General features: G+C 69.4%; 23 protein-coding genes. 11 read left to right on the top strand and 12 right to left on the bottom strand.

What is annotated here, in order from left to right; genetic code table 11:
- Positions 1–205: 205 nt before the first annotated feature.
- Genes FXF65_RS17025 through FXF65_RS17045 form a run of 5 tightly spaced genes read left to right on the top strand, consistent with a single transcriptional unit; the run spans position 206 to position 5169 of the window.
- A complete protein-coding gene (locus tag FXF65_RS17025; RefSeq protein ID WP_148350937.1) occupies positions 206–1381 on the top strand; it encodes an acyl-CoA dehydrogenase family protein in 1176 nt (391 codons plus the stop codon).
- Positions 1378–2295: a VOC family protein gene (locus FXF65_RS17030; RefSeq protein WP_148350938.1), complete on the top strand. Its 918-nt coding sequence runs from the start codon at positions 1378–1380 to the stop codon at positions 2293–2295. The genes FXF65_RS17025 and FXF65_RS17030 overlap by 4 nt, the downstream gene beginning before the upstream one ends.
- On the top strand, positions 2292–3140 hold the full coding sequence (locus FXF65_RS17035) for an alpha/beta fold hydrolase (RefSeq protein WP_148350939.1): 849 nt from the start codon (positions 2292–2294) through the stop codon (positions 3138–3140). Before FXF65_RS17030 ends, FXF65_RS17035 begins: the two co-directional genes overlap by 4 nt.
- Positions 3137–4312, top strand: a complete 1176-nt coding sequence (locus FXF65_RS17040; protein WP_148350940.1) for an acyl-CoA dehydrogenase family protein — start codon at positions 3137–3139, stop codon at positions 4310–4312. The genes FXF65_RS17035 and FXF65_RS17040 overlap by 4 nt, the downstream gene beginning before the upstream one ends.
- Positions 4309–5169: an alpha/beta fold hydrolase gene (locus FXF65_RS17045; RefSeq protein ID WP_148350941.1), complete on the top strand. Its 861-nt coding sequence runs from the start codon at positions 4309–4311 to the stop codon at positions 5167–5169. The genes FXF65_RS17040 and FXF65_RS17045 overlap by 4 nt, the downstream gene beginning before the upstream one ends.
- Before the next feature lie 361 nt (positions 5170–5530).
- Here FXF65_RS17045 and FXF65_RS17055 read toward each other — a convergent pair whose 3' ends face one another.
- From FXF65_RS17055 to FXF65_RS17100, 10 genes are all read right to left on the bottom strand, one after another.
- A complete protein-coding gene (locus tag FXF65_RS17055) occupies positions 5531–5998 on the bottom strand; it encodes a hypothetical protein (RefSeq protein WP_148350943.1) in 468 nt (155 codons plus the stop codon).
- Positions 5999–6107: 109 nt separating this feature from the next.
- Positions 6108–6533 (bottom strand): VOC family protein, encoded by a 426-nt coding sequence (locus FXF65_RS17060; RefSeq protein ID WP_148350944.1) that lies wholly within the window; start codon positions 6531–6533, stop codon positions 6108–6110.
- A gap of 29 nt (positions 6534–6562) precedes the next feature.
- Entirely contained in the window at positions 6563–6907 is a 345-nt protein-coding gene (locus tag FXF65_RS17065) for an ArsR/SmtB family transcription factor (RefSeq protein WP_148350945.1), read from the bottom strand.
- Positions 6904–7365, bottom strand: a complete 462-nt coding sequence (locus FXF65_RS17070) for an SRPBCC domain-containing protein (RefSeq protein WP_148350946.1) — start codon at positions 7363–7365, stop codon at positions 6904–6906. The genes FXF65_RS17065 and FXF65_RS17070 overlap by 4 nt, the downstream gene beginning before the upstream one ends.
- Before the next feature lie 177 nt (positions 7366–7542).
- Entirely contained in the window at positions 7543–9096 is a 1554-nt protein-coding gene (locus tag FXF65_RS17075) for an APC family permease (RefSeq protein ID WP_187412347.1), read from the bottom strand.
- A gap of 62 nt (positions 9097–9158) precedes the next feature.
- Positions 9159–9791: a DUF1989 domain-containing protein gene (locus FXF65_RS17080; protein WP_222868610.1), complete on the bottom strand. Its 633-nt coding sequence runs from the start codon at positions 9789–9791 to the stop codon at positions 9159–9161.
- Positions 9792–10082: 291 nt separating this feature from the next.
- On the bottom strand, positions 10083–10793 hold the full coding sequence (locus tag FXF65_RS17085) for an ABC transporter ATP-binding protein (RefSeq protein WP_148350949.1): 711 nt from the start codon (positions 10791–10793) through the stop codon (positions 10083–10085).
- Positions 10794–10803: 10 nt separating this feature from the next.
- Positions 10804–12498, bottom strand: coding sequence for a branched-chain amino acid ABC transporter ATP-binding protein/permease (locus FXF65_RS17090; RefSeq protein ID WP_148350950.1), 1695 nt, complete (start codon positions 12496–12498; stop codon positions 10804–10806).
- Between the two features lie 4 nt (positions 12499–12502).
- Positions 12503–13417 carry a branched-chain amino acid ABC transporter permease gene (locus tag FXF65_RS17095; RefSeq protein WP_148350951.1) on the bottom strand — a complete coding sequence of 305 codons (915 nt, stop codon included), beginning with the start codon at positions 13415–13417 and terminating at the stop codon, positions 12503–12505.
- A gap of 60 nt (positions 13418–13477) precedes the next feature.
- Positions 13478–14824: an ABC transporter substrate-binding protein gene (locus tag FXF65_RS17100; RefSeq protein ID WP_187412349.1), complete on the bottom strand. Its 1347-nt coding sequence runs from the start codon at positions 14822–14824 to the stop codon at positions 13478–13480.
- A gap of 191 nt (positions 14825–15015) precedes the next feature.
- Between FXF65_RS17100 and FXF65_RS17105 the strand changes: the two genes are divergently transcribed.
- The 4 genes from FXF65_RS17105 (at position 15016) to FXF65_RS17120 (ending at position 18043) form a co-directional block, all read left to right on the top strand.
- Entirely contained in the window at positions 15016–15651 is a 636-nt protein-coding gene (locus FXF65_RS17105) for a TetR/AcrR family transcriptional regulator (RefSeq protein WP_148350953.1), read from the top strand.
- A 5-nt stretch (positions 15652–15656) separates the two neighbouring features.
- A complete protein-coding gene (locus tag FXF65_RS17110) occupies positions 15657–16277 on the top strand; it encodes a TetR/AcrR family transcriptional regulator (protein ID WP_148351112.1) in 621 nt (206 codons plus the stop codon).
- 113 nt (positions 16278–16390) lie between these two features.
- Positions 16391–16906: a flavin reductase family protein gene (locus FXF65_RS17115; protein WP_148350954.1), complete on the top strand. Its 516-nt coding sequence runs from the start codon at positions 16391–16393 to the stop codon at positions 16904–16906.
- Between the two features lie 75 nt (positions 16907–16981).
- Positions 16982–18043 carry an isoaspartyl peptidase/L-asparaginase family protein gene (locus FXF65_RS17120; protein ID WP_148350955.1) on the top strand — a complete coding sequence of 354 codons (1062 nt, stop codon included), beginning with the start codon at positions 16982–16984 and terminating at the stop codon, positions 18041–18043.
- 5 nt (positions 18044–18048) lie between these two features.
- Here the strand turns inward: FXF65_RS17120 and FXF65_RS17125 are convergent, their stop codons facing one another.
- Both FXF65_RS17125 and FXF65_RS17130 read right to left on the bottom strand, forming a co-directional pair.
- Entirely contained in the window at positions 18049–19677 is a 1629-nt protein-coding gene (locus tag FXF65_RS17125; RefSeq protein WP_148350956.1) for a TerD family protein, read from the bottom strand.
- Between the two features lie 6 nt (positions 19678–19683).
- A complete protein-coding gene (locus FXF65_RS17130) occupies positions 19684–20253 on the bottom strand; it encodes a TerD family protein (RefSeq protein ID WP_148350957.1) in 570 nt (189 codons plus the stop codon).
- A 166-nt stretch (positions 20254–20419) separates the two neighbouring features.
- On the opposite strand from FXF65_RS17130, the gene FXF65_RS17135 reads away from it, so the two are divergent.
- Positions 20420–20950 carry a DUF6939 family protein gene (locus FXF65_RS17135; RefSeq protein ID WP_148350958.1) on the top strand — a complete coding sequence of 177 codons (531 nt, stop codon included), beginning with the start codon at positions 20420–20422 and terminating at the stop codon, positions 20948–20950.
- A gap of 112 nt (positions 20951–21062) precedes the next feature.
- Positions 21063–23156 (top strand): peptidoglycan recognition protein family protein, encoded by a 2094-nt coding sequence (locus FXF65_RS17140; RefSeq protein ID WP_148350959.1) that lies wholly within the window; start codon positions 21063–21065, stop codon positions 23154–23156.
- Positions 23157–23182: the final 26 nt, after the last annotated feature.

A 23182-nucleotide genomic window follows, 5' to 3' on the forward strand; every position in this document is an offset into this window, starting at 1 on the left:
GACAGCAGTCACCGCCGCAACGCAACCCCGGAGGAGAGCGTCCGTCTTCAGCTCACAATTTACGTCGGAGCCTCTTGCCTTCCCTGGAGCGATCGCTCTACGGTCCATGTAGTGACTATTACAGAGATGCCGGTCACCTGGTGACCGTCCGCCCTGACCATGCCGACCACGCCGACCACCCCGACCACCGAAGGAACTGACGCCGATGACCGTCCTGGACGAGATCCGCCGGTTGGAGCCGGAGTTTCGCGCCGAGGAGGACCTGTCGGCCGAGCAGCGCTCGCTGACCGGCCGGGCCTTCACGTTCATGCAGGAGTCCGGCCTGATGCGCGGCCTCCAGCCGAAGCGCTGGGGCGGCGCCGAGCTGTCGCTGCGCGAGCACCTCACCGCCGTCTACGAGCTCGGCCGGATCGCGCCGTCGGCGGGCTGGGTGGCCGGGGTCATGGGCTCGCACCCGTGGCAGCTCGCGCTGTTCCCCGCGGAGACGCAGGCCGAGATCTGGGAGTCCGACCCGGACTGGAACGCCTCCTCGTCCTACGCCCCGACCGGGAAGATCGAGCCGGTCGACGGCGGCTACCGGGTGTCGGGACGCTGGTCGTTCTCGTCCGGCTGCGACCACGCGCAGGGCGTGATCCTCGGCGGCTTCGCCGGGAAGATCGAGGCGGCGCCGGGCGTTGAGGTGCCGAACTACGGGTCCGCGCTGCTGCACCGCGACCAGTACGAGATCGAGGACACCTGGCACGTCCGCGGCTCGCGCGGCACGGGCAGCAAGGACATCGTCGTCGCGGACGCGTTCATCCCGGCGCGGCGCTTCCTGTCCAGCCCGCTGTACGAGTACAACCCGGACCGTCCCGCGCCCGGCATGGAGACGAACCCGTCCGCGCTCTACAAGTTGCCGTGGGCGGTGATGTTCAACCTCGTCCTCGTCGCGCCGATGCTCGGGCTCGGACGCCGCGTCCTGGACGACTGGACGTCCGACACCAGCGTCCGCAAGGCGAACTGGGGCGGCACCTACGCCGACGACCCGCTGATGCAGATGCACCTGGCCGAGGCCGAGTGGGTGCACGACGCGGCCGTCATGAAGATGTACGACGCGATCGACACGATCACCGAGGCCGCCGAGGCGGGCGTGCACCTCGACAAGCGGCAGCGGGCGCGGCTGCGCTGGAACGTCACCAAGAGCTGCCAGGAGGTCGGGTTCGCGATCAACAAGCTGATGCGGGTCGCGTCCGGCCGGACGGTCTTCGTGGACCACCCCCTCCACCGCGTCTACCAGGACGTGATCGCCGAGCTCGGGCACGCGTTCCTCGTCTCCGACGGCGTCGGCCGGTACTACGGCGCCGCGCTTCTCGACTCGTCCGCTCCGGAGGTCATGCTGTGATTTCGCAACTCGCTTACCTGGGGATCGCGTCCCCGAAGGCCGAGGAGTGGCGCGACTACGCCACCCGGCTGCTCGGCGCGGTCCTCGCCGAGGACGGGTCGGACGGCGCCGTCCGGGTCAAGGTCGACGACCGGGGCTACCGCATCGCCGTCCACCCGGCGGAGCGGGACGAGCTTCGCTACGTCGGCTGGGACTGCGGCAACGAGACCGTCCTGCGGTCGTACGTCGCGGAGCTGCGCGGCAAGGGCGTGGACGTGCGCGACGGCGCCGCGGACGAGCTGAAAGAACGGCAAGTCGCGGAGCTGTACTGGTTCACCGACCCGTTCGGAAACCGGCATGAGCTGGTCTGGGGCCAGTACTCGAACCCGAACTCGTTCTTTCCGGGACGTCCCATGCGGGGCCGCTTCGTCACCGGCGACCTCGGGCTCGGGCATATCGTCCTCATCGTCCCGAATCTGGACGAGGCCAACGCCTTCTACGCGGACACGCTGGGCTTCCGCCTGTCCGACCGGGTGAAGAGCGACATCTTCAACCTGCGCTTCTACCACTGCAACGGCCGCCACCACTCGCTGGCCGTCGCGGAGATCCCCGGCATGACCGGGATCAACCACCTGATGCTGGAGGTCGAGTCGTTCGACGACCTCGGCGCGGCGATCGACCTGTTCACGGCCGACCCGGAGCGGGAGATCCTGCTGTCCCTCGGCCGGCACACCAACGACCTGATGACGTCGATCTACGTGCAGACGCCGTCCTCGATGCAGATCGAGTACGGGCACGGCGGGATCACGGTGGACGACCTGACCTGGGTCGCGGGCACGCACGACCTGCCGTCCATCTGGGGCCACCACCGCTCCCAGGCGTACCTGGACGGCCCGCCCGGAATTTTCCGGACTATCCCCGAGGCGGGCGAATGAGCGCCGCGATCCGGGCCGAGGACGTCGCGATCGGCGGCGGCCGCCACCTGCGCGTCAACCAGACGGGCACGCCGGGCGCGCCCGCGCTGCTCTTCCTGCACGGTTCCGGGCCGGGTGTGACGGCCGCGTCGAACTGGCGGGAGGTCATCGAGGGGCTCGGCGACACTTTCCACTGCATCGCGCCCGACATCCTCGGCTTCGGCGACTCCAGTTATCCGGACCCGCAGCCGAAGGGCTTCAAGGCGCAGGCCGAGGTCCGCATCGACGCGCTTTTCCAGCTCGTGGACGCGCTGGGCCTGGAGAAGGTCGTCCTCGTCGGAAACTCGATGGGCGGGATGTACTCGCTGCGCATGGCGCAGCTCCGTCCCGAACTGATCGAGGGGATCATCCTGATGGGCTCGGGCGGCATGCCCGGCCTGGAGCCGACCCCCGAACTGATCAAGCTGATCACGTACTTCGACGACCCGACCGTCGAAGCGATGGCGGATCTGCTGATCCAGTTCGTCCATGACAAGGGCGCGTTCGGCGACACGGTGGAAAAGGTCGCCGCCGAGCGGATGCCGATCGTCCGGCGGCCGTGGATCGAGGCGGGGCACCGGGCGATGTTCGGCCCCGAGATGCTCAGCTTCACGCCGGACGACCTAGCGAAGATCGACTTTCCAACACTCGTGGTGCACGGCCGCCAGGACGTGATCGTCCCGCTGGAGTGCAGCTACTACCTGGCCGAACACCTGCCGCAGGCGGATCTCTACGTGATCAACGAGTGCGGGCACTGGACGCAGATCGAGCAGGCCGCGCGCTTCCAGGCGATCGTGCGGACCTTCCTCGGAGGACGGGACGAATGAGCATGATCGACAAGGCGCGGACGGCCGCGCCGGCGCTCGCGGCGGCCGACGCCGCAAGCGCTGAGCAGGGAAAACTCACCGTGGAGGCGGTCGAGGCGCTCGACTCGACGGGCGTGCTCCGCGCGCTCCAGCCCGCCCGGTGGGGCGGCCGGGAGGTCCATCTCGCCGAGTACGCCGAGACGGTGATCGAGATCGGACGGGCGTCGGCGTCCGCCGGGTGGGTGGCGTCCGTCGTGGGCGTCCACCCGTGGCAGATCGCGTTGTTTCCGGAGGAGACGCAGAAGGAGATCTGGGGCGCGGACCCGGCACGGCGGATCGCCTCGTCCTACACGCCGACCGGGAAAATCGAGAAAGTCCCCGGCGGGTACCAGGTGTCGGGCCGCTGGTCGTTCTCGTCCGGCAGCGGGATCTGCTCCGGCGTCATCCTCGGCGGCATCGCCGGACGGCGCGACCTGAACGGCGTCGAGTACCCGGACTTCACGTCCGTGATCCTCGACGAGGGCGACTACCGCATCGAGGAGACCTGGAACGTCGCGGGCCTGCGCGGCACCGGCTCCAACGACATCGTTGTGGACGGCGTGTTCGTCCCCGAGCACCGCGGCCAGTCGCACGTGTTCTACACGCACGGGCTCGGCACGCCCCTGCCCGGCCAGGAGTTGAACGACGGCCCGCTGTACCGGACGCCCTGGGCCGTCACGTTCAACCTGATCATCGCGGCGGGCGCGCTGGGCGCGTGCCTCGGCTTCTACGACCAGTGGGTCAGCGAGACGCGCGGCCGCCGGACCAATTACGGGCAGCTTCTCCGCGAGGAGGTCACCGTCCAGAACCAGGTCGCGGAGGCGGCCTGGCAGTTGGACGCGGCCGTCCTCAAGGTGCGACGCACCGCCGACGAACTGATGGAACACGCCGAACGCCACGAAATCCCATCGTTGGAGCAGCGCGCCTTCTGGCGCTGGGACGTGGCCCGCTCAGCGAACGCCGCGCTCGACACCGTCCAAGCGCTGATGCGGGTGTCGTCTGGGCGTTCGGCCTTCATCGACCACCCGCTCCAGGCGAAGTTCCAGGACGCGGTCGCCGCCGGAAGCCACGCCTTCCTCTTCGGCGACCCCCTCGCCAAGGCGTGGGGCGGACGCCACCTGGGCGCCGAGAAGCCCGCAGAGGTGCACCTGTGACCTCCCCGATCACCTCCTCCGATATCGCGGTCAGCGTCGGCGGAGACAAACTGACGTTCCGCCTCCACGAGTCCGGCACCCGCGCCACGGAAGCCGTGCTTTTCCTGCACGGCTCCGGCCCCGGCGCGACGGGCCTGTCGAACTGGGAACGCATAATCGCCGACCTCGGCGACCGCTTCTGGTGCCTCGCACCGGACCAGATCGGCTTCGGCGACTCCTCCCACCCGCTCGACCCACCCCGCGGAATGGGCCCGTTCAACGAACTCCGAGCCGAAGCCCTACTGGCCCTAGTGGACGTCCTCGGCCTGAAAAAGGTCCACCTGGTCGGCAATTCCATGGGCGGCCAGTTGGCCATCCTGATGACGCTGGCCCGCCCCGACCTGGTCGGCAAGGTGCTGCTCATGGGCAGCGGAGGCGCACCGAACATGCCGGTCAGCCCCGGCCTGACACACCTCCGCGAGTTCTACGCCTCACCGAGCGCGGAATCCCTAAAGGGCCTGCTAAGCGAGTTCGTGTACGACCTGGACCCGATGCTCGACACCGTCGACCGCGTGGTGGCCGAGCGAATGTCCTACGTGAACCGCGACGACGTCCGCCGGTCGCACGAGGCATCCTTCGACCCGAACGGCACCCGCCGCTTCTTCACCCGCGAAGAACTGGCGACCATCACCCACGACGTCCTATGCGTCCACGGCCGAGACGACCGCATCATCCCAGTAGACGCAAGCCGCTACCTCGCCGCCGCACTCCCAAAGGCGAACCTCTACGTGATCGCCCAATGCGGCCACTGGACCCAAATAGAACACCCCGAAAAATTCGAGAACCTCCTACTAAACCTCCTCAACAACCAGATCTAACGCTGCCATCAGTGGTCGGTGTCCTTTGGGTGGCGAGGGGATGCGTAGACGATCCAGAGGGTTCGGTCGTCATCGTTGATCACATAGCGGACGCGCCCGCCGCTTGTGACTTCGTACTCCCACTGCTCAAGGTCCCGACCGTTGTGTCGGTGCGTTGCGAGATCTCCGCGGAGTCGGTGCTGTCGCTCGTGGTTCGCGCGGGATCGCGGCTCGGAACGTAAGGTCTCCAGGCAACGGCGGGTATTCGACACAGCGAGGCGGCACAGTTCTTCCCAACCTCGTACCGCCTCGCTGGTGCCGAACCTGACGTCCCATTCGCCGTCCGGCGGAGGGACGGTGACCCTGTCTCCTCGCTTGGGACTCAAGGCGTCACCTCGACCGGGCCGAAGTCGCCAGAGGTCGGCCGCGAGGCTTCCTCGTGCTGTGTGCGGTCTGCCTTGATCCGTGCCGTGGCGCGCCAGCCGGTGATGACCTCTTGAGCGCTGCTGTCGAGATCGAGTTCGGCGGCGTCGGACAGCGCCTCGACCAGTTCCACGGTGAAGGCGCGGACCTCTTCGGTGCTCAGGTGACGGATCCAGGGGAACACGTCGGGCATGGCGAGGAGCAATGCCCGAGCGCTCGGATCATGCTTCATCAGCGCCAGGAAGATCCGTGACGCGGTAGTCAGACTCTCGTCGCGCTGCTCTTCCCGGTCGGCGGCCGTGAGGTAGAAGTCGGGAGCGTCGCGGTGTGTGACACGCAGTCGGCCGAGACGTGCGGCGCGCTCGGCTACGGACTTGGGATTACGAGACAAGTCGGAGAACGTCACTGCGTCCGCGGGAGAGCTCATGCCGCCATCGTACTCAGATTACGTTCTGAAGTCGACACTGCGTGACCACTGGGGTCGTCGTACTGGGTACCGCGATCGACCTGTGAGGTCTGGGGCCCAGCGGGTCCTGTCAGTTGCCCTCGTATCTGGAGAGGTCTTCGTTGGTGCCGACCAGGCGGAACACTTGGCCTCCTGGGGCTTGGAAGTACAGGTGCGGGTCCGGGACGTCGAGTACTTTGACGCCGAAGTCGACGATTTTCTGCCGCGTTTTCTCCACGTCCGCCGCCTTCAACTCCAGGAAGATCGCCTTCAGGAAGTCGTCATCGCTCAGGGCATCCTCCGCGGCGTAGGCCACGCCCTCGTCCACCTCCCGTCCGTCGCCGCTCCCGTAGAGGAACGCGATATAGAAATCGTCTCCCAGTCGAAAGTCGTCCTTGTCGTCGAACTCCCTGGTGAGTTCGCAGCCCAGGACGTCGCGGTAGAACTTCCGGATTCTGTCCCGTTCCGTGCGGCGCACTCGAAGCGCTGAATGGTTCCCGAAGATTACCTTTGTCATGACCTTCCGATCTCCTGTATGCGGCGGGCCTACTCGACTTTCGAGCGCAGCTCCTGGATCGACTCGGCGATCGTCTTGATGCGGCGTAGGCGCGCGTCCCACGCCGCGCCGACCGAGGCCAGTTGCTCGACGGCGCGGGAGAACTGCGCTTCGTTGACGACGTAACGCACCTCGCGACCGTCCTTGCGTGACACGACCAGTTCGGCGCGCTCCAGGACACCCAGATGCTTCGCAACGGCCTGGCGCGTCACTGGCAGATGGCCGCTCAGGCTCGTCGCCGTGCCGGAGCCGTCGGCGAGCAGCACGTCCAGCAGGCGACGCCGGGTCGGGTCGCCGATAGCCGCCCACAGCTCGTCGTCGATCGTCGAGGTCATGACCGCACCAGGCCCGCCGTATACGCCGTCAGGTTCGAGAGGTGCTCATCCCAGCCGACGCGGTGGCTGCGGTAGTGCGCCTCAAGCTGTGCGGCCTCCCAGCCGATCTCCCGGAAGCCGACCTCGGTCAGGCGCAACAGCGTCCCGCCGTTGGCGGGCATCAGCTCGAACGTCACGAGGAGCGAGTTCTGCGGCGTCGACTGCTGACCCTCCGGGTGAACCCAGCGGAAGACGAACCGCCGCGGCGCGTCTGCCTCGACGACATGGATCGGCACGACGAGCGTTCCAGCACCGTCCCGCCGTTGCCTGGCCATCCGCCCGTCGCCGCCCGGCACGGCCGGGAACGACGCCTCAAAGCCCCACCATTGCGCAACGTGCTCGGGCTTCGTGATGACCTCATAGACCACGTCGGGAGGGGCCTCGATGTGGATCTCACGCACTATGGAGCCGTACTCCATGACCCCTCCCCACAACCAGCAACCATTGGTTGCACTTTAGATCACGGGCCCCTGATGCGCAACCACCGGTTGCATCTAGGTGTGATCAAGTGATCACTGGGCGGAGTTCTCGGGTACATGCCGAGGCGCTCGGCCGAGGCTCCCGGCCGAGCGCCTTTCGCGATCTGGAACTCGTTCTTATGTGGAAGTCTGCACGTCGTTGGTGGGTGCGGGTTGGGCTGCGTGTTCGGCTCGGGGGCCTGGGTCGCGGCGGCGTTGTACGAGTAGGTAGTACGCGAGTCCTACGAGGAAAAGCACGCCGGGGACGGTGAAGGCGCCCCACTGGAGGTACCAGTGGTCGTCGCCGTAGACCGCTGCTCTCGGCCAAGCGATGTTGATGACGATCAGCAGCGCGCCGAGGACCGCTCCGATGTTCACCGGCAGGCCCCAGCGGCCGAGCGAGAAACCGGCTTGGTCGTCCTTTGGTGGCCATGTGCCGCGAAGGCGCGCGATCAGCATTGGGCCGATGACGAGCAGGTAGCAGATGTAGTAGAGGACGATCACGACGCCCGTGATCGTGGAGAAGATGCGCGAGTTGCCGTAGTTGAGCAAGAGCAGGCTGGTTGCGACCACCGCGACGAGCAGCGTGGGGATCACCGGCGTGTTCCAGCGAGTCGAAATGGAGGAGAGCTGGCGGCTGAGCGGCAGTTGGTGGTCGCGCGCCATTGAGAAGACCACACGCACGGCGGTCGCCTGGGCGGCCACGATCGCGCCTATGACGGCGATCGCGACGCAGACCAGCAATATGTCACCGAAGGTGGAACCGAGGGTCGACTTGACGATGTAGGGCAGGCCGCTCGTGCTCAGTTCCTCCGCCGCCAGGTTCTTCGTCGCCATCAGCGCGACGAGAACGAGCAGCGAGATGACGAGGATGCTGAGCAGCAGCGCCCGCATCATCGCACGAGGTCCGAACCGTCGCGGATTGGTGGTCTCCTCCGCGAGTGTCGCGGCGCTCTCGAAGGCGTAGAACACGTAGGCGGCGCTGAGTGAGGCGACCAGCATCGCGCCGAAGTAACCCGTTCCGTGGCCGGCGCCAGTGCCATTTGTTTGGAACACTACGTCGGGTCCTCGTCGGGCGTGTGTCGCCAGTCCTACGATTACCACCACGGTGGCGACGAGTTCGATGATCACCGCGATCTCGGTGGCACGGCCGGTCCACTTCACGCCGACGATGTTGATGAACGTGATGATCGCGAGTGCGGCGCAGCCGAGGATCACCGCGTTGATCGCGCCGTCCTTCGTCGTGGCGGTGCCGACGGCGCTGCCGTCCCCGACGAACTGGAAGAAGTCCGAGACGGGTGTGAGCACCACCTGCAGCGTCGGCCCGATCACGCTCGGGACGATCATCTGAGTGGCGATGAACAGCCAGCCCGCCATCCAGGGCAGGAATTTGCTCGACGACAGATGGCGCGACCATTGGTACAGCGAGCCGGTGAGCGGTATGTGTCCGGCCGCCTCGGCGAGGCACAGGCCGACGAGGATCGTCAGGACGCCGACGATCGGATAACTCCAGGCGAAGGCCGGACCGCCGAAACCGTAACCGAAGTAGAAGAGGCCGGACGCACCCGCAAAGATCGCGACACAGCCGTAGGAGATGGCGAATGCGGAGAAGGCGCCGAGACGGCGGCTCAGCCGCTGCCGGTAGCCGAACGCCTGGAGGTCGTCGGCGTCACGATTTTGCGGATGCGACATTGTGCGTGGCCCTTTCGTGTCATTGAGGAACGCACGATCCGTGGTCGGGGGCGACCGGTCGCTCAGAGCAGGCGGATGCGCATCGGCGTCGGGCGTCCGCCGTTGCATGCGCTCTGTGACTCCGGGCAGGCCGAGACGGCGACGACGGCGTCGATCAGGGCCGTGAACCGAGCGGCGTCGCCCGGACGGGTGAGCGGCGCCTCAAGGTGGAATTCACCCTGCTCGTCCCGCCGCTGGTTGATGAAGATGTTGACGCCGTTGTCGGCGGCGAGATCCGCGTGGGCCGGTGACACGCCTTCGGCGCTCAGCGCCTCGACGAAGTTGTCTCGGCAGTTGCGATGGCCGGGCGGGAGTGCGAAATCCACCTCGTAGCGGTAGCGATCGCAAATGCCGAAGAGCGTGTCGTGTGTGCCGACGGGATCGTCGTCGAGCCGCACGATGCCGCGGCGGCGGTCCGTGAGGAGGACGTCGCCGTGCCGGAACTCGGCCCGGCCGAGCGCCAGCCGCGTCACGGGCAGGAAGATGTGCTCGTCGTGGCTCTCCGCCGCCACCGCGCACAGGTCGGCGACCTGCTCGCCCTCCACGTCGATGATCTCGAACTGCTGACCGGCGCGCACCCGGAACGCGCGCCCGTATCCGGCGGGAACGTCGATCTGTTCAGGCACTTCGCCTCCAGAGGTGGGGGTGCTGCTCACGATGCGAACCATAGTTCGTATACTGGATGAGGCACGATCTCACCTCTGTCGAGCGAGCGTCAAGAGGCGTTGGCCGTCGTCTTGGCCCGGCCGCGACGAGCTTGCTGGATGGCCCGACGACCGAGGTCGAACGAGGGCGTGGCGAGTGGCGTCCCCGCGGGATCCAGCCTTCGGGGAGAGTGTTGATCTAGGCCACACCGCGCGCAAGCGTCGTACGTTTTGCGATCTGGCGTTCACATAGTGATCAAGCCACGGTCGAGCGGGAACTCGGCCGTGGCTTGATGACTTGGCTTAGAAGAGGTCCCAGAAATCGGTGCGCTGCTTCATTTGTTCGGCCGTCTCCTCAAGGATGATCTGGCCTGAGCGCATTACGTAGGCGCGGTCGGTGACCTGGAGGGCCTGTTTGACGTTCTGCTCCAGGAGCAGGATGCCGATTTGTTCGTCGTCGGCCAGGGAGCGGAGGCGTCCGAAGATCGCCTCCACGACGGACGGCGCCAGGCCCAGGGACGGTTCGTCCAGGAGCAGGAGGCGTGGGCGGGCCATTAGGGCCATTCCCAGGCTCACCATTCGTTGCTGGCCGCCCGACATTGATCCGGCCGGTTGCTTTTCGCGTTCGTCCAGGATCGGGAACAGTTCCTTGACGACTGCGAGGCGTTCGGCAGTGTTCGAGCCGGACGGGGCGTTCGCGGCCCCGAGCAGGAGGTTGTCGTGTACTGAGAGGTCGGGGAAGACGAAGCGCTCGGACGGGATCATCGCGGCGCCCGCCGCCACGGCACGGCGGACTGGACGGCGGGTCGTCTCATGTCCGGCGATCCGGACCGTCCCGGAGCGGGGGCGGACGGCCCCTAGCACCGACCTGATCGTGGTCGTCTTTCCGGCGCCGTTGTGGCCCATCAGCGTGACGATCTCGCCCGCGTCCACTCGGAGGGCGACGCCGTGCAGTACTTCCTTGCGGCCGTAGCCTGCTACGAGGTCGTTTACGTCGAGCAGTGGCTCGTTCATCGCGTCCCCCTTACTGTGCGCCGAAATAGGCTTCGGCGAGCCGGGCCGAGCCGGTCAGTTCCGCGAGCGTGCCCGATGCGGTGATCTCGCCCAGTTCCATGAAGTAGGTGTGGTCGGACAGTTCGCGCACCACGTCGAGGTTGTGTTCCACCAGGCAGACGGTGCGGCCCTCGTCTCGGACGGCGGCGACCATGCTGAGCATGGTCTCGACCCAGGTCGCGTCTACTCCGGACGCGGGTTCGTCCAGCAGCAGGACGTCCGCGCGGGTGGCGAGAGCCCGTGCCAGCGAGACGAGTTTCGACTGCCCGTAGGAGAGGGCGTCGGCGGGCGTTCCGGCGTGGTCGGCCATGCCGACGAAGTCGAGCCATTCCATCGCCTGCGCGGCGACGGCGCGGTCCGCGCGGGAGACGCCGCGGCCGGGCACGAACAAACGGCCGAGGCGTTCGCCCGGCTGGTCGGGCACGGCGAGCATGACGTTCTCCAGGCAGGTCAGCCGGTCGAGCAGCCGGACGTCCTGGAACGTGCGCACCAGCCCGGCCCGGACGATCAGGTCGGGACGCATCCCGACCAGCTCCGCGCCGTTCAGCCGCACCGATCCCGTGTCCGGGACGACGGTGCCGGTGAGCAGGTTGAACGCCGTCGTCTTCCCCGCGCCGTTCGGGCCCACGAGCGCCGTGATGGTGCCGCGCCGCAGTTCGAGGGCGATGTCCTTGGCGGCGGTGATCCCGCCGAAGCGCTTGGACAGGCCGTCCGCCCGCAGCACGACCTCCGCGTCCGCGTAGGCGACCCCGCCGGACGGCGAACGCGGCGAAACGTCCGAACGCGCCGTGCCAGGCGCTGCCACGCGCTTCGACCGTTCCGGGAACAAGCCCTGCGGCCGGACGATCATCACGAGCACCAGCAGCGCCCCGTACAGCACGACCTGCCACAGCGCGGCCTGCGTGCTCTGCACGCCGAGCACCTCGCGCAACACCGGCTCGATCATCGTCAGCACGACACCGGCCACGATCGAGCCGACCAGGTTGGCGTTGCCGCCGACGATCACCATCGCGAAGACCGCCATGGCGAGCGGGAACCCGAACGCGGACGGCGTCGCCTGCCCGAGCCAGCCCGAGTACACGCCACCGACGAGCCCGCTCAGTCCGCTCGTGATCGCGAAGATGCCGACCTTGCGGCCGAAGGTGTTCTTGCCGAGCGCGCGGGTCGCGACGGTGTCCTCGCGGATGCCCTTGAGGACGCGCCCATAAGGCGATTCACCCAGGCGGTGGCACACCGCGAACACCAGCACGAGCACCAAAGCAGACGGAATGAGCCAGTCGGACGGCCCGTCCAACTCGAAACCGAACAACCGAAGGCCGTCGACGCCCGTAAGCCCCATGACGCCGCCGAGCGAGTCGAACGTGGCGAAGACGCCGATGATCCCCAGCGAGAACGCGAGCGTCATCAGGATGAGGAATTCCTGCGCGAGCCCGAGCGCGATGAGCCCGATCAAGACCCCGAACGCCGTCGCGACCAGCACGGCCACGACCAGCGACGCGAGGTAGGGCCAGCCGTGCACGCCCGCCAGGAAACAGACGGCGTACCCGCCGACACCCGCGAACGCGGCGTGCGCGACCGACACCTGCCCGGCGTAGCCGACGAGCAGGTTGACGCTGACGGCGAGCGCCGCGAGCAGCAGCGCCTGGTCCAGATAGTTGATCCACATGGCGTCAGGCCCTCCGCAGCGACACAGAGCGAATTCGTGGCAGCCGTCCGCGAACCGCGAGGAACGCGAGGTACCCGGCGAGGACGGTGAACACGGCGGTCTGTGTCCATTGCAGCGACAGCCAGATCGACGCCCACTGCTCCAGCAGCCCGAGCCCGATGCCGACCGGCAGCGCGCGCAGCGGGGACGAGCGCGTCCCGGCCAGGAAAGCGACCACGAATCCATAGATGACCGTCGTGTCGCCCATGGTCGGCTGCACCGTGTAGAGCAGGCCGTACCAGAGCGCGCACGCGCCGGAGATCAGCCCGGCGATCGCGAAGCAGACGAGGTTGACCCGCCGGACGCTGATACCCAGCACGGACGCCAGTCCCGGGTTGCTGCGCACTGCCTTGATCGAACGTCCGATCGGCGTGAAGGCGAGGAACGCGGCCAGCCCGGCGACAAGGACGAGGCACGTCGCGACCTGGTCGATCTCGAAGTTGGAGATCCGGACCGGGCCGATGTCGTGCCGCACCTGGTCCGGACCGTAGAACGGCAGGCTGCTGGTCCCGAACTTGAGCTGGAGCAGGGCGATGCCCGCCGTGCTGACGCCGATCGACGTCACCAGCACGGCGAGCATGGCGCGGTCGGCGGCGCGGCGCGCGACCGGCTCGTACACCCCGGCCTCCAGCAGGACGCTCACCACGACCGCCGCGCCCAGCCCGATCAGCGCGGACGGCCAGAACGGCACGCCGAGAGCGTCCATCACCCAGAAGGCGATGTAGGGCGCGACGGTGTAGGTCAGCGCGTAGGCGAAGTGGAAGCGGGTGGTGACCCCGATGACGAGCGCCAGCCCGGCTCCGAGCGCCGCGTAGAACGCGCCTCTGACCAGGCCGTTCGCGGTCAGCTGCCAGAGTTCGGCGTCCAGCAGGTCATGCATGGCTCCTCCGGAGTCGAGGCACGGGGGACGGCCCCGGCGGGCCGTCCCCCTACGAACCGATCAGTCCGCGAGGCGGAAGTCCTGACCCTTGACGTCGTAGGTGGCGAGCGGCTTGACCTTGCCGTCCTTGTACTCGAAGACGCCCATCGGACGCTTCGCGACGCCGTGCGTGGCGAGGTCGATCTGGAGGGTGCCGACCGTCCCGCCGTCACCGCCGTAGACCGAGGCGAACTTCGGGTCCTTCTCCAGCGCGGCCTTGAGCTGGGTGCTGTCTGACGGGTCTCCCCCGGCGGCCACGACGCGGCGGACGAGGTCCCAGACCATCAGGGTCTCCTCGTAGGCGTTCGCGGCGTAGAAGTCGGCGGGCTCCCCGTACGCCTTCTCGTAGGCTTCGGCGAACAGCTTGGCCAGCGGGTTGGACGGCTTGGCCGCGTCGAAGTAGTCCATCGCGAACTTGAAGCCGTCCTTGTCGAGCACGCCCTTGGACGCCTTGACGGCCTCCTGCGTGAACTCGATGCCGAGCAGCTCGCTGCCGATTCCGGCGCTCTTGGCCTGGGCGACGAACGCGCCGGGCGCGGCGCCGCCGAAGGCGACCCAGAGCAGGTCGGGCTCGTTCTTCTTGACCTTGGAGATCATGCTCGCGTAGTCCTGCGAGCTGGGCGAGACGGTCTCCCACAGGCCGTTGAAGGTGAGGCCCGCGGCCTCGATCTTCGCCTTCATGTCGGCCTGGATCGCCGCGTTCAGCGGACCGAGGTCCACGCCGACGAGGCCGACCGTCCTCCCCTTGGGGTTGGCGCGCTTGAACCACTCCAGCGCGCCGGGCACGGCGTCGGACGGCGCGACCTCGCGCGTCCCGTAGAAGTACTGGGTGCCCTTGGTGAAGACCTGGGCGCCGCCCACGCCGTCCAGGCTGAGGATCTTGTTCTTGTCGGTGTCGGCGAGCATCGCGCCGAGCCCGTCGCCCATCGAGGTGATCTTGGCCGGGACGCGCTCGGACGCCAGCTCGGACGCGGCCTGCTTGGCGGCGACCGGGTCGGGTCCCTTGATGTCCTTGACGCTCAGCGTGATCGTCGGGCCGCCGGCCGCCTTGATCTGCTTGGTGGCGAGCTCGATGGCGTTCTTCATCGACGCGCCGTTGCTGGCGGACGGCCCCGACAGCGTCAGCGCGGCGCCGAGCTTGAACTCGACCTTGCCGCCGAGGTCGGTCCCGTCCTTGATGTTCAGGAGTTTGACCAGGTCGGTGGCCTGGCTCTGGGCGTCCTCGGCGCTGACTCCGGCATCGCCGGAGCCGCAGGCCGCGAGGGTCGCCGCGGTGAGCGCGGCGACGACGGGGGCGATCAGCCGCCGCCGACGCCGGGCGGTCGTGCCGCGGTGGCTGGTGCGAGGGATGGGCATCCGGGTGGGCATCGTGTTCTCCGTTTCGCTGACCAACGCCGCGGCGTTGCCAGGAAGCACATGCGTCCGGGAAAATCCGTACTGATCACTACACTGACTGGAGTGATCACTACAGGGACGCAAGGCGACCGTACCCATGATGTGATGGGCGGCACAACCCCCTGCCGGGGCCGAGTTTCCAAAGGCCAGAGGAGTAGAAGCGGATGCGGAAGACGGCGCGTCGCCATCAACGGGGCGAGGAGTCGAGGTCGCGGATCCTGGAGGCGACGCTCGCGATCGCCGCCGAGCGCGGCTATGACGGCACCTCGATCGCCTTGGTCACGGAGGCGACCGGACTGCCGGCGAGCTCCGTCTACTGGCACTTCCGCAACAAGGACGAACTGCTGGCCGAAACCCTGGAGTTCAGCTACCGGCGCTGGCGCGAGACCGCCCCGACCTGGCAGGACCGGGTCGGCATCTCCGACCCGGCCGAGGAGATCCGGGACCGGTTGCAGCGCGCCTCGCACGCGATCGCCGACCAGCCCGAGTTCTGGCGGCTCGGGCTGATGCTCGGGCTCGCGAACCGGCCGAAGGAGCCCGCCGCGCGGCGCCGCTACATCGAGGTGCGCGGCGAGACCCGCGTCGCCATCCGCGACTGGTGGGAGCAGGTCCTCCCGGACGGCGACCCGGAGCGCGCGCGCGAGGTCGCCGACCGGATGTCCCGGTTCCACCTCGCCGTCATGGACGGGCTGTACATCGGCGTCCACTCGGGCCGCGGCTGGAACCTGGAGCGGATCGTCGACCTGATCGCCGCGGGCGTGCACGCGCAGGCCCTGACCTGGCTGGACGAGGCGGCGTGAGCACGATGCCCACCACCTCGAACTCCCCCGAGGAGCAGGAGATCTCCCGGGTGCGCATCCTGCGGGCGGCGGCCGAGATCGCCTCGGAGCTCGGCTACGAGGGCACGACGATCTCCCGCGTCACCAAGCGCTCCGGCCTTCCGGCGAGCTCGGTGTACTGGTTCTTCCGCGACAAGGACCACCTGATCGCGGAGGTCGTCCGGCACAGCTTCGAGCAGTGGATCGCCGCGCAGCCGCGCTGGGAGCGCGACCCGCGCGACGAGCGCTCGCTCGCCGACGGCCTGCGCGCGATCCTGTCCCGGTCGGTGCGCACGCTGCCCGACGCGCCCGACTTCCTCCGCATCGGGCACATGCTGCTGCTGGAGTCGCGCGAGGTCGAGGCGGAGGCGCGGCAGTACTTCCTCGCCACCCGGGACGCCGTCGCCAACAGCATCGCGGCCTGGTTCACCTCCTACTTCGACGCCGAGCTGCAGGCCCGGCGGCCCGAGCTGGCGATGGACCTGGCGCGGATCGTCCTGGCCTCGACGGACGGGCTGTTCCTCGCCCACCAGATCCACGACGACTGGGACCCGGACGACTTCATCGAGGTCATCGTCGCCATCGTCCAGCGGGCCGTCGCGGGCTGAGCCGGAGGCTCGTCGAGGGCCGAGCCGGAGGCCCCGGCGCGAACGAGACGGTTGTCACGCCGGGGTCTCTCATGGCAATCTCTGTAGCGATCGCTACAGGGAGGAGTTCCGTCATGCCGCTGACCGCCAACGGGGACGGCGCGCCGGTCATCGATCAGGCGCGCTTCCGCCACGTGCTCGGCCGCTACCCGACCGGCGTCGTCGTCGTGACCGCGCTCGACGCGACCGGCACGGCCCTCGGCATGACCGTCGGCTCGTTCACCTCCGTCTCGCTCGACCCGCCGCTCGTGGCGTTCCTGCCGGACAAGAGCTCCAGCTCGTGGCGGGCGCTGCGCGAGTCGGGCGAGCGGTTCTGCGTGAACGTCCTGGCGGCCGCGCAGGAGGACGTCTGCCGCGCCGTCGCGATGCGCAAGACCGACAAGTTCCACGACATCGGCTGGCGGCCGTCCCCCGCCGGGAACCCGATCATCGACGGCGCGGTCGCCTGGATCGACTGCGTCACCGAGCAGCTCCACGACGCGGGCGACCACCAGATCGTCGTCGGCCGGGTCGAGCACCTCCAGCTCGGCGACGACGACACCCCGCTGCTGTTCCACCGCGGCGCCTACGGGACGTTCACCCCGCACTAGCGGTTCGGCAGGGATTGAGCGTGTCGGCGGGACCCGCCCCGGGGACGATCATGATCATCCACCGAGGAGGTTGTGATGTCGTCTTCCAAGCGCCCGTTGCTGGTCTCCGCAGGACTTGCCGCGCTGGTCATCGGGCTGTCGGGCTCCCAACTCCCGGCCGCGGCGGCCTTACCCGCGCGAGCCCCGGCCGCCGCTCCCGGGGGCGGTGTGCGGGACGTCGTGTTCGCCGTCCACGGCGGCGCGGGCTCGCTGCCGCGCGGCAGCCTCACACCCGAGCAGGAGAAGGCGTACCGGGACGGGCTCGCCAAGGCCCTGCGCACCGGCTACGGCCTGATCAAGGATGGTAGGCCCGCGCTCGACGCGGTCGAGAAGGCGGTCAACGTCCTGGAGGACGACCCGCTCTTCAACGCGGGCAAGGGCGCGGTGTTCAACACCGACGCCGAGCAGGAACTGGACGCCTCGATCATGAACGGGAAGGACCAGCGGTCGGGCGCGGTGGCGGGCGTCCACCACACGAAGAACCCGATCTCGCTCGCCCGGCTGGTGATGGAGAAGTCGCCGCACGTCTTCCTCGCCGGGAAGGGCGCGGACGAATTCGCGCTCCGCAACGGCGTCCCGTACACCACGCAGGACTATTTCTGGACGCAGCGCCGCTGGGACCAGCTCATGGCGGCCAAGGGGAACCCGTCCGCGCGGCAGTCCGAGGTGGGTGGGACGGTCGGCGCGATCGCCCTGGACGGCTCCCGGAACGTGGCGGCCGCGACGTCCACCGGCGGCCTCACGAACAAGGAGGTCGGACGGGTCGGCGACTCCCCCGTCATCGGCGCCGGGACGTACGCGAACAACCGCACCCTCGCCATCTCGTGCACCGGCACCGGGGAGGTCTTCATCCGGGGCGTCGCCGCGCACGACGTGTCCGCGCTGATGGAGTACGCGCACCTGCCCGTGACCAAGGCCGCCGCGACGGTCGTCAACCAGAAGATCACCGCGCTGGGCGCGACCGGCGGCGTCATCGCGCTGGACGGCCGCGGCACCCTCGCCACCCCGCACAGCACCAAGGGGATCATCAACGGCTACGTGACGAAGGACGGCGAGATCGTCACGCGCCTCTACGACGACGAGACCCCGGCGGAGTAAGCGGGCTAGTCGAAGGAGGCGATGGCGCGGGCGTGCTCGCCGAGGACGTGCGCGAGCAGCGCCGGAATCCGGGTGCCGTCGCCCGCGTCCGGCAGCACCTCGGGGGTGAGCGTCCAGTCGATGCCGACCCACGAGTCGCCGATCGTGCCCTCGCTGGACGGCAGGTTGTTGCACGTCTGCCGGAGCCGGATCGCGCGCACCGACTCGGCGGCCGGGGTGTCGGACTCGACCAGCAGCACGGGGACGCCGACCAGCGGCCCGTCCTCCACGAGGCGGAGCAGGTGGTGGGCGTCCTCGCCGTCCAGGGCGGCGCCCGCGTCCATGATCACCACGAGCCGGACCGGCGGCCCGGCGGCGGCCGGGTCGTCGTCGGAGCCGCCGATCCGGCGCAGGTCGACGAGGTCGAGCAGCCGCCGGACCCGGTCGGCCGCGGCCGGTCCGGTCGCCACGCCGCCGCCGAGCAGGCGCGTCCCGGCCGGGTCGAGCGTGTTCAGCATGCCCGCGCCGGACAGCCCGGTCGGGTCGATCACCTCGAGCCCGACCAGCCCGGGAGGGACGGCGGCGAGGAACCGCGCCACCAGCGACCAGGCGTAGGCCGCCGCGTCGCCGGGCGCCGTCCCGCTGGAGATCCACACGCCGCCCCGCCACGGGACGCGCAGCACGAGCGGCACCCGCAGGTCGGGCAGCTCGGCGGTGGACAGGCGGCCGAGCAGCATCCCCTCGGCCAGGTCGGCGCGGGGCCGCCAGGTCAGCCAGGACGGCGCGTCGAACGGCGCCGCCTCGGCCGTGACGTGCGGCTCCACGTGCGCGAGCTCGTCGCGGAGCTGCGCGGCGTCGTCGCGTAGCCGCCGGTCGGCCGCCGCCATGAGCTCGTCGAACCGTCCGCGCGGCGTGCGTCCGGTCACCTCGTCGTTGCGGACGTTGAGCGCGTGCTCGGTGGACGCGCGGAACGCCGCCACCGAACGGCTCGCGTCCTCCCAGACCAGCCAGCACCGTTCGAGATACCCGACCTCCGAGGAGGACGGCCCCGGCGAGGACGGCCCCGGCGTCGGCGGGGGCCCGGTGGGAGTGCTGGGCGGCGCGCCGAGCGACGGGCCGGGCGGCGCGGAGCGGAGACCGGCGTCGGCCGCCTCGCCCGGGTCGTCCACCTCAACGCCGTGCGCCTCGACCAGCTCGGCCAGCCCGCCCGCGTAGCCCTGCCCGACCGCGCGCACCTTCCACTGGTCGGCGCGCCGGTAGACCTCAAGCCCGATGATCGCCTTCTCCGCGCCGAGGCCCGCGACGGTGAACCCCGCCACCGCCTCGCCGCCCGCGACGGCGACCTGGACCTGCGGGGGCGGGACCGTCCCAAACGAGACGCCGCCGCCGGTCAGGCTGGCCGCCACCAGCACCGCGTGGACGCCCGCCGGGACCGCGTCGAGGTCGAGCTCGACGCGCTGCCGTCCGGCGCCGTCGACCCACCGCACGCCGGGAACCTCGGGCGCGTTGAAGAACACGAGGTCGTCGTCGGACCGGACGCGCATGTCCGGCCCGACCAGCAGCGCGCTGACGTCCACGGGCACGGCGCAGGACACCGTGACCGCCACCCGGCGCGCGGGCAGCGGCGCGTTGGCGCCGGACGAGAGTTCGAGCATCGGCGGTCAGGCCAGGCCGGCGATGGTCGGCAGCATGTCCTCGAAGGTGCGGCCGTGGCACGGCTCGCCGATCGCGTTCATCTTCCACGCCTCGCCGTGCCGGTAGAGGCGGACCATCACCATGGCGGTGTGCGGCCCGCCGCCGGTCAGCGTGTAGCGGGCCAGCTCGCCGCCGTCGGTCTCGTTGACGAGGCGGCAGAACGCGTTCTCGACCTCGTTGAAGGTCTGCCCGTTGAACGAGCTGACCGTGAACACCAGCGACGTGACGTGCACGGGCAGCCGCGTCAGGTCGACGATCACGGACTCGTCGTCCCCGTCGCCCGCCCCGGTCAGGTTGTCGCCGGTGTGCCGGACGGACCCGTCGTCGCTGGTCAGCTTGCCGAAGTACACCACGTCCGCGATGCGGCCGTCGGCGAAGAGCACGCAGGACGCGTCGAGGTCGATCTCGCGCTCCCGGGAGCCGAAGAAGCCCTTCTTCTTCACGGCGTCCCAGCCCAGACCCATCCGGACCATGCGCAGCGCCCCGCCCGGCTTCTCCAGCGAGATCCGCTGGCCCTTCGTCATAGAGACGGTCACAGCCGTCGCCTCCTCATGTCCCCTGAACGGCGACCCGGTCCCCGGAAAGGCGGACCAGGTGCGACGAAAGCCTGGCAGCCCGGCCCGCCGTTGTCATCCCATTCGCCCGCCCTGGTCATTCTCGCCTTGAGTAGAACTGTCGTACCCGTGCGGGAGGCTGGCCGCCATGTCCATCCATGTGGCCGGCCGCCGCCGCACGACGCTCCAGCGCGACTTCCCCGACGCCCTGATCCTGGACGTGACGTCCCGCGCCCCTGAACCCTGGACGCGGCTCAGCCCCTTCTATCCGCACGGCGGAATCCCGGTTCCCGGCCGTCCGGACCTGACCTCGCAATCCGTGGAGGGCGTCTGGCAGGCGCTGAAGGTCTTCGCCTCCGAAGCGGAGGACTTCGGCAAGCTGAACGTCACGACCATGAAAGGCATCAAGCGCACGGTTCGGCGTCTCGGGCCACCACTCGGCCATCGCCTGGGCGACCGCCTTCTCGGCTATGAGGAGGCGAGGCGTCTGATCTACCTGCCGACCTATTCATGGATGCTCGACAATCGCGCCGCGGACCTGGTCGCCGAACTCCGCGAGCTGAGCCGCGCCAGAACCGTCGTCCTTCTCGATTACACGACGAATGGCGACGTGAGCGACCTTTCCAAGCCCCTTTCCCACGCCGCTTTGATAGCGCGCCGAATCGGCGGTCCCACGTAGACCCGGCCGGGGCCGGATGATCGGAAACGCCATCCGACATCCCGGACATGTGTGACAATTGGGGCAGCCGTGGCGCTCCCCTGATCATGAGCTCGGCCGTGAACGGAGAAGCATGCTGAAGCGTACGTTGATCGGGGTGTCGGCCGCCGCCGCCGTGGCGGTGGCCGGAACCGTGACCTGGACGGTCTCCGCCCACTCGACGGCCACCCGGGCGTCCGAGGAGAAGCCGGGCCGCGGCCGGGTGCAGGCACGGGCGCTCGCCGACCTCCCCGACTCCGGTTCCACGGCCAAGCCCGCCGGACGCAAGGTCGTGGGCCTGCCCGCCGCGCGGACGGAGCCGTTCAGCCTGGTCGGCGTCACCTGGGACAAGCCGAGGGACGAACTGCGCGGGACGGTCCGCCTCCGCACCCGCGACGCCCGCACCGGCGCCTGGTCCGGCTGGCGTTCCGTCGAGCCCGCGTCCGCCGACGCCCCCGACCGGGGCGGCCGCGGCGGCACGAGCGGGCTGTGGGTCGGGCCGTCCAACGGCGTCGAGGTGCGCGTCACCGGGCAGGGCCGCACCCTCCCGGACGGCCTGCGCGTCGACCTGGTCGACCCCGAGACCGGCCGGACGGTCGCGCCCAAGCCGCGCGCCGCCGCACCCGGCACGGGGATGAAGCTCGTCGCCGCGACCACTCCGCTGGCCGGGCCGGTCACCGCTCCGAAGCCGACGATCGTGCCGCGCTCCGGGTGGGGCGCGGACGAGTCGATCGTCCGGAACCCGCCGACCTACGACACCTCGGTGCAGGCGGCGTTCGTCCACCACACGGACACGGGCAACGACTACACGTGCGCGCAGTCCGCGTCCGTCATCAAGTCGGTGTTCCTGTACCACGTGCAGAGCCAGGGCTGGGACGACATCGGCTACAACTTCCTCGTCGACAAGTGCGGCACCGTGTTCGAGGGACGGGCCGGAGGCGTCGAACGTCCCGTCCACGGCGCGCACACGTACGGGTTCAACACCGACAGCACGGGGATCGCCGTCCTCGGCACCTACACCGCCGCCAACGACCCGCAGGTGCCCGGCGTCACGCCGACCAAGGCGTCGCTCGACGGCGTCGCGAAGATCGCGGCGTGGAAGCTCGGGCTGACCGGCGTCGACCCGACCGCGAAGACGACGCTGACCTCGAACGTGCCGGACGGCAAGTACCCGCTCGGCCAGAAGGTCGACTTCTACACGATCTCGGGCCACCGCGACGGGTTCGCGACCGCGTGCCCGGGGGCGCAGCTCTACGCCGCGCTTCCCGCCGTCCGGACGGCGGCGAAGCAGATCACCGTCCCGGCGCTGGCCACGACGCTGACCGGCGCGAAGGCCACCGGAGGCCGCTACTACACGACCGGCCCCGCCACGCTGAACTGGACGCCCGCCGACGGCGCGTCCTACACCGTGAGCGTGGACGGCGCGACCGCCGCGTCGCCCGCCGCCGGAGACAAGTCCGCGACGGTCGATCTCGCGCCCGGCACGCACGCGGTGCAGTTGAACGCGACCTTCGCGGACGGCACGACGTCCGCGTCCCCGCAGTTCACGGTGGTCGCGGACACGACGCGACCGGCCGTCTCGTCCCTGGCGCTCGCGCTGCGCAAGTCGACCGTGAACAGCACCGCGATCCCGGTCACGTTCGGTTGGAAGGCGACCGACAACACGCTGCTCGCCGCGCTGAAGGCGACGTCCCCGGCCGCGAAGACGTTCACGCCGACCACGACGACCTGGGCGGCGAGCGCGAAGCCGGGTGCCACGCAGTCGTGGGCGCTGGCCGCCGCGGACGCCGCGGGCAACACCGGAACGGCCGCCATCAGCCGCTACGCGGGCGGGATCAGCGAGGGCTCGGCGCGCCGGACCGGCACCTGGAAGGTCACGACCACCAAGTCCTACCTGGGCGGACGCGGCCTCTACAGCAGCGCGAAGGGCGCCACCGCGAGCTGGACGTTCACCGGCCGCACCGCCGGGCTGATCTTCAAGCGGGCGACCAACGTCGGCGCCGTGGTCGTCTACGTGGACGGCGCCAAGATCGGCACGCTGGACACGCGGGCGTCGTCCACCGCCTACCGCCAGCTCCTGTGGACGCGCACCTGGAGCAGCGGCGGCAAGCACACCATCAAGATCGTCGTCGCGGGCACGAAGGGACGCCCGACGGTCGGCATCGACGGCCTGGTCTACCTGCGCTGACACGCGGGTCGGAGCGGGCGGGGCGC

This window comes from Actinomadura syzygii (assembly GCF_008085905.1).
Lineage (GTDB): Bacteria > Actinomycetota > Actinomycetes > Streptosporangiales > Streptosporangiaceae > Spirillospora > Spirillospora syzygii.

Coding starts and splice junctions, on each gene's coding strand:
- FXF65_RS17140 (WP_148350959.1), top strand. CDS start 21,063: ATGCTGAAGCGTACGTTGATCGGGGTGTCGGCCGCCGCCGCCGTGGCG.
- FXF65_RS17055 (WP_148350943.1), bottom strand. CDS start 5,998: ATGAGCTCTCCCGCGGACGCAGTGACGTTCTCCGACTTGTCTCGTAAT.
- FXF65_RS17095 (WP_148350951.1), bottom strand. CDS start 13,417: ATGCATGACCTGCTGGACGCCGAACTCTGGCAGCTGACCGCGAACGGC.
- FXF65_RS17115 (WP_148350954.1), top strand. CDS start 16,391: ATGCCGCTGACCGCCAACGGGGACGGCGCGCCGGTCATCGATCAGGCG.
- FXF65_RS17035 (WP_148350939.1), top strand. CDS start 2,292: ATGAGCGCCGCGATCCGGGCCGAGGACGTCGCGATCGGCGGCGGCCGC.
- FXF65_RS17135 (WP_148350958.1), top strand. CDS start 20,420: ATGTCCATCCATGTGGCCGGCCGCCGCCGCACGACGCTCCAGCGCGAC.
- FXF65_RS17100 (WP_187412349.1), bottom strand. CDS start 14,824: ATGCCCACCCGGATGCCCATCCCTCGCACCAGCCACCGCGGCACGACC.
- FXF65_RS17070 (WP_148350946.1), bottom strand. CDS start 7,365: ATGGAGTACGGCTCCATAGTGCGTGAGATCCACATCGAGGCCCCTCCC.
- FXF65_RS17120 (WP_148350955.1), top strand. CDS start 16,982: ATGTCGTCTTCCAAGCGCCCGTTGCTGGTCTCCGCAGGACTTGCCGCG.
- FXF65_RS17090 (WP_148350950.1), bottom strand. CDS start 12,498: ATGTGGATCAACTATCTGGACCAGGCGCTGCTGCTCGCGGCGCTCGCC.
- FXF65_RS17065 (WP_148350945.1), bottom strand. CDS start 6,907: ATGACCTCGACGATCGACGACGAGCTGTGGGCGGCTATCGGCGACCCG.
- FXF65_RS17040 (WP_148350940.1), top strand. CDS start 3,137: ATGAGCATGATCGACAAGGCGCGGACGGCCGCGCCGGCGCTCGCGGCG.
- FXF65_RS17060 (WP_148350944.1), bottom strand. CDS start 6,533: ATGACAAAGGTAATCTTCGGGAACCATTCAGCGCTTCGAGTGCGCCGC.
- FXF65_RS17105 (WP_148350953.1), top strand. CDS start 15,016: ATGCGGAAGACGGCGCGTCGCCATCAACGGGGCGAGGAGTCGAGGTCG.
- FXF65_RS17125 (WP_148350956.1), bottom strand. CDS start 19,677: ATGCTCGAACTCTCGTCCGGCGCCAACGCGCCGCTGCCCGCGCGCCGG.
- FXF65_RS17075 (WP_187412347.1), bottom strand. CDS start 9,096: ATGTCGCATCCGCAAAATCGTGACGCCGACGACCTCCAGGCGTTCGGC.
- FXF65_RS17025 (WP_148350937.1), top strand. CDS start 206: ATGACCGTCCTGGACGAGATCCGCCGGTTGGAGCCGGAGTTTCGCGCC.
- FXF65_RS17110 (WP_148351112.1), top strand. CDS start 15,657: ATGCCCACCACCTCGAACTCCCCCGAGGAGCAGGAGATCTCCCGGGTG.
- FXF65_RS17085 (WP_148350949.1), bottom strand. CDS start 10,793: ATGAACGAGCCACTGCTCGACGTAAACGACCTCGTAGCAGGCTACGGC.